Genomic DNA, 12577 nt, shown 5'->3' with positions numbered 1-12577 from the left:
ATGTTTTTTCGCACGAAGAAAGCGGTTGCAGGGATCCGAAGTAATCAGTCAGTGCTGGTTGCTCCGACTCTCTTGTGGCGTAGAAGATTATGACAAATTCGCAACGGCTGGCCGCCGTGCGGGAACACCTGCGAGCCTGGTACGATCGCCAAGCCAATGCCCAGCCCTGGGAAGCCACCGAATCGATCCTGGTTCGCGAAGGCTTCTACTGCGGCCGTACCTTTCGCTTTGCAGACCATCGTGCCGTGTGGTTCGTTGAGGAAGAGGAGGTCAAGATCTACGCAGCGGACGGTTCTCTGCTGGAAGTGTTCTCGACCGAAAACCTGACCGAGCCGGCCCCGAGCGTCAAACTGTTCCAGAGCGACGCCGAAGAGGAATCGGCTGCGGCCGACGAGGTGGCCGAAACGCCCCGCGAGACGGTCGACGACCAGCCCTCCCGCCGCGCGGCCTAAAGGGCGTGCTTCGCTGCTGGCCCATTGCAAACCGGCATAGTAAAAACCGAGGCTAAGCACGTCGCAACATTTCATTCGGCTTTACTCTCCCACTGGGAGAGTCGGGCTCTTAGGCCCGGAGAGGGTTTTCGTGGGGCCCTCCCCGGGCCTAAGAGCCCGACCCTCCCGCTGCGCGGGAGGGTGTTGTCGCGAGGTCTCACCGAAAGATTCATGCCGACGTGCTTAGCGCCTAAACGGCTCAGTAAAAACCGAGGCTAAGCACGTCGCAACATTTCCTTCGGCTTTACTCTCCCACTGGGAGAGTCGGGCTCTCAGGCCCGGAGAGGGTTTTTGTGGGGCCCTCCCCGGGCCTAAGAGCCCGACCCTCCCGCTGCGCGGGAGGGTGTTGTCGCGAGGTTTCACCGAAAGATTCATGCCGACGTGCTTAACGCCTAAACGGCTCAGTAAAAACCGAGGCTAGCGCCTAAACGGCTCAGTAGATCGACAGGCCGAAACGCCACATAGTAGCTCGGCTGTCCCAGCCGAGAGAGCCGATCCCTCGCGTCCGACACAGCCACACGACGCTGCCTGGCTGTCCGCCCATGCCAGGGGTGCGGATTGCAGCAATCAGGCAAACTTTGCCGATTCTCTTCACGGCCCGCTGATCGGCGTGCCGATACTGCTCGACAGGTTCCGTTAGACCTCGAGGCTTTGCCGCCGCGGTATGCGCTCACGCTGTTAGCGCGGGCCATGGCTAGTGCAAAGGCAGCTCGGGGCCGATAGGCGTCTCCAAGGGGGAAGCGGTGGTTAGGTTATTGATGTTGTTGGCTTTGTTGTCGGGCGGTGTGGCCTCGGCGCAGGTGCCTGCCGGCAGCCGCGTGCTGCGACTCGAGCCCATCGACGGGCATGCCGTCTCGCCGGTGGTCACGGCGATGGCGGTCGATCCGCTGGGGCAGGTTTTGGTGGCCGCCGGAGACGATCACTCGATCCGCGTGCTGGACTTGCAGACCCTGGCCCAGCGACAGGTGCTGCGGCAGCACCACGGCTGGGTCCGCTCGCTGGACTTTCGTCGCGACGGCCGGCGTATGGTGTCGGCCGGCAACGACGGCCAGATCGTGTTTTGGCAGGGTCGCGATGAGTGGTCGACGGCCCAGGTTCTTGACAAAGCGCCGGCGATCGCGTGCGTTCGCTACAGCAGCCGCGGTGATCTGTTGGCGGCTGTGGGCTTCGACCCTCAGCTGTTTCTGCTGCAGCCCGCGACCGCTCGCCGTCCCGTGCTGCACTGTGGCTGCAACGACATGCGGGTCGTGGAGTTCAACGAGGATGATACCTTGGTGGTGGCCGCCGGCCGCAGTGGTGACGTGCACTGCTTTGATCCCGCGACCGGTGAATCGGCCGGCGATTTTGCGTTGCATTCCGGACGCGTGCGTGATTTGACCTTCATGCCTGGCAGTTCGCTGTTGGTTTCCGTTTCCGAAGATCAAAAAGTGGTGGTGTTCGATTCGCGGCAAGGCCGTGTGCTGCACACCATCCCCGCCGGAGGAGGCAAGTTGTTTGCTGTGGAAGCTTTGGATTCGACCCGTGTCGCTGTGGGCGGGGCGGACAATTTGGTGCGGATCGTCGACATCAGCCGCGGATCGGTGATCCAGACCCTGCCCGGACATGACGGTTCGGTGGCGGTGCTCGCGACCAGTGACGGATACCTGTTCTCCGGTAGCTTCGACGCCACGATCCGGCGCTGGAGCATCGACCAGATCCTGCAGACGCCGCGCACCGTCCAGCTTCCCGATCCCGAAACCGCTCCCCAGCGATAGAACTCGCCGCCTTCCGCGACCGAACTCGCTCGAACCGACTACGCACATGGAGGTGCGAACTGTGTGGTACCGAAAACGGAACCGTGCTCGAACCCGTTCATCCGCTCCCGCCATCCGACGGACGATGCAGTCCGAGGCGCTGGAGCCGCGGGTATTGATGACGGCCGATCCGATCCATGTGGGGTTGGTGTATCTGGAAACCGACTACCTGGAGTCCGACGCCGACGTCGGTGGCGACTCGCGGCCGGATCGCTTCATTCTGTCCTTTACCGGCGGTGCCGCCGACACCGAACTGACGGAACTGCGCGTACGGACCGATAAGGCCGGCGACGGGCCTTCCATTGGCGACCCCATTTTCGACACCGAACCCGGCGGTCGCGGCAAACGCGGCAGCCACGGCTTCGAAGTCTTTCGTGTCGAATCCGACGATCCCGTGCAGGTCACCGCGTCGGTCGAGGACGGTGGACAGGAATTGATCATCCATCTGCGTGGCTTCCACGCCGGAGATCGACTCGAGTTCACCCTGGACGTCGACGAGATCCTTAGCAACGCCACCGACCTGGAACAGTTCAACAAGAAACTGGACGTGATCACATCGGGGCAGGAATTCGAAGATTCGATCCTCGAAGCCACGTTTGACGCTCCGCATTTCGAAACCGCACACGCCGACGCGCTGTTCGTCAATGAGTTCGGCGACCCGGCCTCGCAGTTCGGATTGGATCTGCCCCCAGACGACTCCGATCACATCGATAGCCGGCCCAACCGATCGGCCGCGGCCGTGGCCGCCACGAATCAGGTCCCTAAACCGATCTCGATCGCTGGGACCGTGTGGGTCGACAACGACCTGAACCTCCAGCAGGATCCGGGTGAAGTGGGATTGGCCGGAGTCGCGCTGACCCTGTTGCAATTGGATGCGGCCAGTGGACGTTTCGTCGATACCGGATTTCGAGCGACGACCGATGCCAGCGGTCATTACAAATTTGACACAGACCTGGGTCTGATGCCGGGTACGTTTCAAGTCGTTCAAGACCAACCCGATGGCTACTTCAGCGTGGGCTCCGTCCCCGGTTTCATCGCCGGTGAAACGGTCGGGACATCGCAGAGTGCCGACATCTTGACCGGCATCCTGATTCCCAAGGGCGATCTTCACGCGGCGCGATACGATTTTGCCGAAGCGCAGGCCTCCTCCGTGTCGGGGTTCGTCTATCGTGACGACAGCGACGACGGGATCCGCGACGCGGACGAACCCGGTTTGGCGGGTGTCCGGATTCGGTTGGTGCCCGAGCAAACCCTCGGCACCCAGGCGACCGTTGTCCAGACCACCGACGAGAACGGGTTCTATCGTTTTGAAAACCTCTCGCCCGGCCAATACCGGATCGAACAACTGGACCAGTTCGACGGCTTGACCGATGGCTTGGACACCGCCGGCACGGTCGACGGACGCACGGTGGGCCGTGCGGACAATCCCGGCGACACGATCCGGGGTCTGGTTCTGGCGGGCAACCAGCGCGGCTTGGAATACAACTTTGGCGAACTGCCGCTCGGTTCCATCGGCGGCATGGTGTACCTGCTGGGCCCCGGCGAGGACTGCGACGGATACACGCCGGGCGTCGATCGACCTCTGCCGGGCGTGACGGTGGTCCTGCAGGACGATCGTGGCGAAACCGTGACCCAGACCACGACCGATGCCCAGGGTGAGTACCTGTTCGATCAGGTTCCCAAGGGCACCTATACGATTCTCGAGTTCACGCCCGATGGTCTGCTCGATGGCCAAGCCATGGTGGGCCGAGTCGCCAACGTTTCCGTCGGTCAAGCGGTCGATGGCGGACGCATCGAGCACCTGGTGCTGCCGGCCGGCGGCAATGCCGTGCGGTACGACTTCTGCGAAGCCGCCCCGGCCACGCTCGGCGGATTCGTGTACCACGATGCGGACGACGATGGAAACCGTGACTCGGGCGAACAAGGCATCGCCGACACGTTGATCGAGCTGGTCGACGAGAACGGCCAAGTCATCGCGACGACGCGGACCGATGCGTCGGGCCAGTACCGCTTTGTGGACATCCTGCCGGGCACCTACCACGTCCGCCAGCAGCAACCCGCCGGTTACTACGACGGACTGGACTCGGCCGGCACGGTAGACGGCACACCGACGGGACGAGCCGAGAACCCCGGTGACCGAATCGTCGGCGTGCACCTGCGGCAGGGCCAACAGGGCATCGAATACAACTTTGGCGAACTGCGTCCGGCCAGCCTGTCGGGAACCGTACACGCCGACACCGACGAAGACTGCGAAGTGGATCCCGGCGAAACCCGTCTCGGCGGCGTCATCATTCGCTTGTTCGATGCCAACGGCAATCAGGTCGCTGAAACACAGACCGACGCCGACGGCAACTACCGCTTCGACAACCTTCGGCCCGGCCGCTACACCGTGGTCGAGCTGCAGCCCGAGGGCTACTTCGACGGTGGCCAGAAAGCGGGTTCCGCCGGCGGCGACGACTCCGTGGCCAACCGTATCGCGGACGTCCAGCTCGGCTCCGGCGAAGTCGCAGTGGATTACAACTTCTGCGAGCATCCGCCGGCCGAAATTTCTGGCGTCGTGTTTGTCGACAATGATCAGGACTGCCTGCTGGATGCCGGCGAAGCTCGCCTGGCCGGCGTCCGCGTCGACCTGCTGGATGCCAGCGGGCGGGTCCTCGCGTCGACCACCACCGGCGCCGATGGACGGTATCGCTTTACCAACCTCAAGGCCGGTCAGTACACCGTCCGGGAAACCCAGCCGACCGGATATCTGCAGGGCGGCCAACGGGCCGGATCCGCAGGCGGCGACGACTCCGTCGACGACGTAATCTCCGCAATTCCGATCGGCTTCGGCGATCGCCTGACCGACTACAACTTCTGCGAACTGGAACCGTCGTCGTTGTCTGGGTTTGTGTATGTCGACAGCGACGGCGACTGTGTGTTCGACAACGGCGACGAAATGCCACTGGCCGATGTCGAAGTGGAACTGCTGGACGCCGGGGGCCGCGTCGTCGGTCGTACCCGCACCGACGCGGACGGCAACTATCGCTTCGAAAACCTGGCCCCCGGGCGCTACAGCGTTCGCGAACTGCAACCTGCCGGATACTTCCATGGCGGTCAGGTCGTCGGCACCGGCGGCGGTGTCGTCCTGGGCGACGACCATCTGGGCCGGATCGACGTCGGTCCGGGGCAAACGCTGGAACAATATAATTTCTGCGAACTCGAGCCCTCGTCGATCGGCGGCGTCGTCTACGTCGACCGAGACGCGGACTGTGTGTTTGACGCCGATGAACCGGCGCTCTCGGGCGTTCAAGTTCAATTGTTCGACGAACAGGGCAACATGGTGGCCACGACCGTTACCGGTAACGACGGCCGGTATCGCTTCGATAACCTTCCGCCGGGACGTTACAGCATTCGCGAACTGCAGCCCGAAGGCTATTACCAGGGCAGCGAGAAAGTGGGCGATGGGGGCGGCGAAGTGCTGGGCGCCGATCATCTGGGCAACATCGATATCGCGCCGGGACGGACCCTGTCCGGGTACGACTTCTGTGAACTCGAAGGCGGTTCGATCAGCGGGCGGGTGTGGAGCGAAACCGATCTGGACCGGTCCTTCGATCCCGGCGACAAGTTGCTCGACGGCGTCGTCGTGGAACTGCTCGACAATCAGGGGACTGTCATTCGGCGGACCATAACCGGCGCCGACGGGGCGTATCGGTTCGACGATTTACCGCCGGGAACCTATGCCGTCCGCCAACAGCAGCCCGATGGTTTCTTCAACGGGGGACAACTAGTAGGCTCGATCGGTGGCCGCGTCGGGGGCGAGAACCTGATCGAGCAAATCGTGGTGGCCGGTGGCCAGCACGGCGTCGCTTACGATTTCCCGGAAATTCCGCCGGCGACAATCTCCGGCTATGTCTTCCAGGACGGTCCGGCCATTGCCAGCGGCGAAGCTCCGCGGCCGGAAGACCTGCGGGATTACCGTGACGGAATCCGCAGCGAAGGTGACAAGGCGATCGGCGGTGTACGGCTCGAACTGCGCAACGTCCTCGGCCAACCCTTCACGTCCGACCGGGCCCTGCCCGGCGTCTATGGCGACGGCGTCATTCAAGTGACGACCGATGCCGATGGCTACTATCAATTCACCGGTCTCCGCCCGGGTACGTATCACGTTTACCAGGCCCAGCCCGAAAACTATTTGGACGGACTGGATACGCCCGGAACGACCGGCGGCGCCGCGGTCAATCCGGCCGACCTGCCGGACGATATCGAACTGCAGTTCATCGTGCAAACCTTGGCGGCCAATGAGGCGACCGACCCTGGTGATGACGCCATCCTGAACGTGTTGCTCGGTGCCGGCCAGCACTCGGCCGAAAACAATTTCAGCGAGATCATCGTCAACGAACTGCCTCCGCCGTTGCCGCCCATCGATCATCCTTGGCCGGAAACGCCGGCGCCGGTCTCGCAACCGATGCCGATCATCGATCGCGTGGCCAGCTTTGGGATGCCCGCCTACCAGCCTCGCCCAGCCTTCTACGACTTGGCCTATCCGGTTACCTGGCACCTGAGCATCATCAATGCGGGCAGTCCTCGCAGCGAGGGCGTCGGCCAGGCGGTGGGCGAAGCCGTGGTGCGCCAGGCCAGCAAGATCGGTGACGACGTGTTCGACGAAAAGAATCATCGCCGCGGTCGCTGGACCCTGGTCACGCCCGACGGAGAACGTCTGGAAAGATCCGACGCAATCCTGCTGGGCGACCTGGACGCCGTTCCCCTGTCCGGTGACTTTGACGGCGACGGTCGCGACGAAGTGGCCATCTTTGTGGGCGGCCAGTGGTTTGTCGACCTCAATGGCAACGGCCGCTGGGATGCCGGTGACCTATGGATTTCGCTGGGCACCGGCCTGGACCGCCCCGTCGTCGGCGACTGGGACGGCGACGGCAAGGACGACATCGGAATCTTCGGCCGCCAGTGGCAACGCGATCCGCAAGCCATCGTGAACGATCCCGGTTTGCCCGCCGCCACCAACCAACGGCCGACGCGCCCCAAAAACCTGCCGCCGACCGAGCCCGAGGCCACCGACGGTGCCCGCCTGATGCGTCGCGAAAATCAACCACTCAGGGCCGATCTGATCGACCACGTCTTCCGCTACGGCCAGCATCAGGACACGCCGCTGGCGGGCGACTGGAACGGCGATGGCATCGATACGATCGCCGTCTTCCGAGCCGGCATCTGGCGGTTGGATGACGATGGCGACGGGCGAATGACCTCCAACGATTCGCGTCACGAGTTCGGCAGCCCCGGCAGCCGGCCCGTGGTGGGCGACTGGAACGGCGACGGCATCGACGACCTGGGTGTTGTCGAAGGCGACGTTTGGATCCTGGACTCCAACGGCGACCGAAAACTCTCCGACGCCGATCTGCGGATTCGCATCCCGGCAAACGGTCCCGATGCCCAGCCCGTCACCGGCGACTGGGACGGCGACGGACGCGATGAACCCGGCTGGTACAGCACCGGCGGCGAGGACGAGTCACCGCCGCGGGACCGCGCCGCCTAGCGGCAACACCAGGGTCACCACCGCAAGCCTTCTTGAAGCCCTACGGCGACAGTGGTACAAACGTTTGCGACGGAGCACCTTCTGTTTACCAACAGAACGTCGCGACGCGTACTGGATGGTCAAGCTGTGCTGAAAGGACCCGGGCAATGAAGGCTGGCACATCAGGAGCCGAATCGGAACCGAGTTCCAACGCAGAAGATCCATCTGCTGGTCAGGCTCGGCAATCGCGTGGCCCGAGAAAATTCGGCCGTGGGGCGATCCTGTTCGCGTTGTTTCTGGGCATCTTTGCAGGAGCAGGCGTGTTTACGTTTGGTTACGGCAGAGGTGCCAGCTACCTGAGCAATGACCCGCAGTCCTGTGTCAACTGCCATGTGATGCAGGGACATATGGACTCTTGGCAGAAAAGCAGCCATCACGGGGTGGCTGTGTGTAACGACTGTCATCTCCCGCACGACCCGATAGGCAAATGGGTCGTCAAAGCGGACAACGGATTCTTTCACTCACTGGCCTTCACAGTCGGCGGTTTTAAAGATCCGATACGCATCAAGCCGCGTAATCGACGCGTGACACAGAGCACCTGCGTCGACTGTCATCGCGACTTCGTTCACAATCTGTTGCCGGCCACCGAAAACGGCGACATGCAGTCCTGCGTGCACTGCCACGCGGACGTTGGTCACGCCGGTCGATGAAGGCGCTCTCGATCGTTCGATTCAAACTCTAACAGCGAACTTTGTCTCATGGCTACAGACCACAAACGCGGGTTCGGATGGCTGGCGCTGTTGACGCTGCTCACTGCTGCGGCCACTGTCGGCGTGGTTGCCCTGTTGATCAATATTTTTGAACGCAAACAGGAAGCCCGTACGCCGTTTACCAAAGTGGTTGAGGTGACGGAGGTCAGTACGGATCCTGAACCCTGGGGAAGGAATTTTCCTCAGCAGTACGAGGATTATCTTAAAACCGTCGACGATCCCTATACCGACTTCGGCGGCAACCACGCGTTGCCACCGAGCAAGCTGGAGGAAGACCCCTGGCTGAAACGCTTGTATGCCGGTTACGCGTTCAGCATTGATTACCGTGAGGCCCGAGGTCACGCGCACATGCTGACCGACCAAGAGGTCACCAAGCGGGTGACCGAGGTCCAGCAGTCCGGAGCCTGTTTGCACTGCCACGCGTCCATCATCCCGACCTATCGCCGAATTGGCCTGGAGAAAATGGGCGAAGAAGCGTCCCCGCAGAAGTTGGCGGAGGATTTCCATGTGCAGGCCGTGATGGTGGGTTTCGAAGAGGTCAGCCGGAAAGCGTATGAAGAGGTCCGGGCCGAAGTCGAACAAACGCCCGACGGAATCGACCTGGCCACTGGGGATCCCCACCTGGGCGGCGCCCATCCGGTTTCCTGCGTCGATTGTCACGATCCGGATACGATGCAGATTCGTGTCACCCGCCCGGGCTTCATCCTAGGGATCGATAAACTCGCCAAGAGTGACGCTCCGGTGCCGCACCTGCCCAGTATCGAGCGGTGGCGGAAGGACGGTGGCAAAGGATCGTACGACCCCAACGCCATGGCATCTCGACAGGAAATGCGCTCGTTCGTCTGTGGCCAGTGTCACGTGGAATACTACTGCGCCGACAAAATGACCCTCACCTATCCATGGTCCAACGGCCTCAAGGCGGAGGACCTGGAGGCCGAATGGGAGGCGACGGAATTCCCCGAAGGGGGCGAGTTCTACGATTACGTCCACAAAGAAACCGGCACGAAAGTCTTCAAGGCACAGCATCCAGAGTTTGAACTTTGGAGCCAGGGAATTCACGCCCGCAGCGGGGTCAGTTGCAGCGACTGTCATATGCCGTACGAAAAGAAGGGCGCGGCAAAGGTCAGTAGCCACTGGGTCCGCAGCCCGATGATGAACATCAACAAAGCTTGTCAGACCTGCCATAACATCCCCGAACAGGAACTCAAGGATCGCGTCGATTTGATCCAGGACCGTACCCGCGGGATGATCGATCGCGCGGCAGTCGCCATGACCGAAATGCTTGATGCCATCGTTGCGGCTCAGCAAGCCGGCGCGACCGACGAGCAATTGGCGCCGATCCGCGACCTGCAGCGACAAGCGATGTGGCGACTGGATTTCATCGCCAGCGAAAACAGTAAAGGCTTCCACGCACGCCAAGAAGCCGCCCGCCTGCTCGCGGAATCGATCGACTTCAGCCGGCAAGCCATTGCCGCCAGCCTTAGACTACAGTGAGCCTTGTGGCTCGCATTGTCTCCGGCTGCCGCAATACCAATCGAATAAGGCGATGACTACTCCCGCGTTTACCATCTGGACCATCGGACATTCGAATCATCCCTTGGAACGATTCACCCAGCTGCTGCTCGACCATCAGATTCAAGTACTGGCCGACGTGCGGCGTTTTCCTGGTTCGCGCAAGTACCCACATTTCAAACAGGAAAACCTCGATCAGACGCTCGGCGAACACGGTCTGACGTATCGCTGGTTCGAGGGCCTGGGCGGACGCCGCAGCAAGGCCGCGGCGAAGGACGATTCGCCCAACGAGGGGCTGCGTAATCAGAGCTTTCGCAATTACGCCGATTACATGTTGAGCGATACGTTTCGCGAAGCGTTCAACGAATTGCGCAGCGTCGCCAGCGAGCAGCGCACGGCCATGATGTGCAGTGAGAGTGTGTTCTGGCGCTGTCATCGGCGTTTGGTCAGCGATTATGCTTTGGCCAGCGGTGGAGGCGTGAACCACATCTTTCCGGACGGTCGCATCCAGCCTCACACGTTGACTGTCGAAGCGGTCGTCCAGCCGGATCCCGAGACGAAAGTCCTCTACCCCGGCGATCCCAAGCTTTTCTAACCGCGTTGTCGGCCCTCCCACCGCCGGCGTGACGCTCGGTTGACGCCGGGACCTGCGGTTGACAGTGCTCGGGACCATGAAAAAGCGCAGCGGCAGAGAACCCGCAAAAAAAGCACGGTTTTCTGTAGGCAAACCCGAGCGAAATCGCCGCGAAACGCGGTTCGGCGCAGCGTTTGTCAATTGTTTGGCACATCGATTGCTATCGATTGCTAACTGCTAGGTTGCTAACTGCTAAGCACGTCGGCATAAATCTTTCGGTGAAACCCCGCGACAACACCCTCCCGCGCAGCGGGAGGGTAAAGCCGAATTAAATGTTGCGACGTGCTTAATTGTTCGGCACACCGATTGCCTCTATCGCTAGAGGTGTTACCGGTGCCCAACCACATGACCGTCCTTGCCACGCTCTTTGCGGCTCGGGTGATTTGCTTTTCTTGGTGATATTCCGCCGGCGCTGGTCCGGATTGCTTTCTCGGTGTTGAAGTCCTACGAAGGTTGTTCTGATGGCTCGCAAACGCAAAATCGTTGTTACCTCGGTGGATCGCGATCGCTTGGAAGAACTGTTCGCCAGTCCGTTGGCCCAGGCGTTTTCCGATAAACCCTACCTGCACGGATTGCGGCAGGCGCTCGACTCGGCCCGGATCATCGACACCTCCGAAATGCCCAACGATGTGATCACGATGAACTCGACCGTTCGCCTTATTGATATGCAAAGTCGCGAGAGCGAAACCTTTACCTTGGTTTATCCCGAGGACGCGGACATCGCCGAAGGCAAACTGTCGATCCTCGCGCCGTTGGGCACGGCGATCCTGGGCAACCGCGTCGGCGATACGATCCGCTGGAAGGTACCCAGCGGAGAAGGCCGCTGGCGCGTCGAAGAAGTTGTCTACCAACCGGAACGCGAAGGCGTCGCAGCCTGAACCGGATTGCCCCGCCACCGGCGTCTCTTTAGAAAAACCCTACCCATTGCCAACAAACTCTGTTGGTCCCTATATCGAGAAAAATATGTCGAAGAAGAATCTTGTCGTAACCCGACCCGACCTACAACGTTTGCAGGAATTGCTCCGCGGCGCTTCCGATAGCGCCGAGGGAACCGCGCGGCCTCACCTTCAGGAACTGCGCGACCGACTCCTGCGGGCCACGGCGGTCGAAGCCCAACAGATGGTTCCTGATGTGATCACCATGAACTCGACCATCGAACTGTTCGACCCGGACCGCAAAGACACCGAGACGATCACGTTGGTCTACCCGGACGAGGCTTGCAGCGAGGAGGGCAAACTGTCGGTGCTCTCCCTGCTCGGATCGGCCCTGTTCGGTTGCCGCGTGGGCGACGAAGTGAATCTGCAAGTTCCGCCGCGAACGATCCGGCGGCAGGTCCAAAAGGTAACATTCCAGCCCGAGAGAGCCGGAGCGTTCAATCTGTAAGATGCGTCCCTGTGCCGCGTTTTAGGATCGAGCCGATCGTCTACCTGTTCCCGCCGCTCTCGATCGGCTTGGGCCCGCAGTTGTTCCTGTGCGAAGCGCCGTGCCTGCCGCAGTCGGGAACTGGCGTGGGAAGCCAAGGATGGTGGATTTTCGAAGGCACTCGCGGCGGTGTCCGAATGATTTGCGTGAGGAGTTTCCATCCTTTACGTTTAAATTGCCGCAAGAAACGGAAGCGAGCGCCGCGAGGACGGGGCTTGCCTGGGATATCGCGGTCGGGGTGGGTCCAGTGGTGTCTCTGACTGGCGGCAAGCATTGCCTGCCGCCAGCATTTTTGATCCGTTAGACCACACCCTTCGGACACCACCGCGGGTGCCTAAAAAAATCCTGCAGTAGGGCTGAACCCATGAGAATCCCGGATGGACCAGTTTTTCAGCGCATTCAAACGGATAGTCGCATTGGCACATGCGAATGTCCATGCGGGGAGT

At 61.5% G+C, this 12577-nt stretch carries 8 protein-coding genes; all 8 read left to right on the top strand.

Features of this window, described 5'->3' with window-relative positions; translation table 11 throughout:
- Positions 1-89 precede the first annotated feature (89 nt).
- The 8 genes from GE027_RS05840 (at position 90) to GE027_RS05805 (ending at position 12092) form a co-directional block, all read left to right on the top strand.
- The gene (locus GE027_RS05840; protein ID WP_153556251.1) at positions 90-452 is read left to right on the top strand and encodes a hypothetical protein; all 363 of its coding nucleotides are present in this window, start codon (positions 90-92) and stop codon (positions 450-452) included.
- 782 nt (positions 453-1234) lie between these two features.
- Positions 1235-2245, top strand: a complete 1011-nt coding sequence (locus GE027_RS05835; RefSeq protein ID WP_162006592.1) for a WD40 repeat domain-containing protein — start codon at positions 1235-1237, stop codon at positions 2243-2245.
- Positions 2246-2369: 124 nt separating this feature from the next.
- The gene (locus tag GE027_RS05830) at positions 2370-7814 is read left to right on the top strand and encodes an SdrD B-like domain-containing protein (RefSeq protein WP_456320478.1); all 5445 of its coding nucleotides are present in this window, start codon (positions 2370-2372) and stop codon (positions 7812-7814) included.
- 146 nt (positions 7815-7960) lie between these two features.
- Positions 7961-8503: a cytochrome c nitrite reductase small subunit gene (gene nrfH, locus GE027_RS05825; protein ID WP_153556248.1), complete on the top strand. Its 543-nt coding sequence runs from the start codon at positions 7961-7963 to the stop codon at positions 8501-8503.
- A 48-nt stretch (positions 8504-8551) separates the two neighbouring features.
- Positions 8552-10057 carry an ammonia-forming cytochrome c nitrite reductase subunit c552 gene (locus GE027_RS05820; protein WP_153556247.1) on the top strand — a complete coding sequence of 502 codons (1506 nt, stop codon included), beginning with the start codon at positions 8552-8554 and terminating at the stop codon, positions 10055-10057.
- Positions 10058-10109: 52 nt separating this feature from the next.
- Positions 10110-10670 (top strand): DUF488 domain-containing protein, encoded by a 561-nt coding sequence (locus GE027_RS05815; RefSeq protein ID WP_153556246.1) that lies wholly within the window; start codon positions 10110-10112, stop codon positions 10668-10670.
- A 500-nt stretch (positions 10671-11170) separates the two neighbouring features.
- Positions 11171-11587: a nucleoside diphosphate kinase regulator gene (rnk, locus tag GE027_RS05810; protein WP_153556245.1), complete on the top strand. Its 417-nt coding sequence runs from the start codon at positions 11171-11173 to the stop codon at positions 11585-11587.
- 85 nt (positions 11588-11672) lie between these two features.
- Positions 11673-12092, top strand: coding sequence for a GreA/GreB family elongation factor (locus tag GE027_RS05805; protein WP_153556244.1), 420 nt, complete (start codon positions 11673-11675; stop codon positions 12090-12092).
- Positions 12093-12577 lie beyond the last annotated feature (485 nt).

This window comes from Roseimaritima sediminicola, assembly GCF_009618275.1.
Taxonomy (GTDB): Bacteria; Planctomycetota; Planctomycetia; order Pirellulales; family Pirellulaceae; genus Roseimaritima; species Roseimaritima sediminicola.
This window is presented reverse-complemented; position numbering and strand designations above follow the sequence as displayed.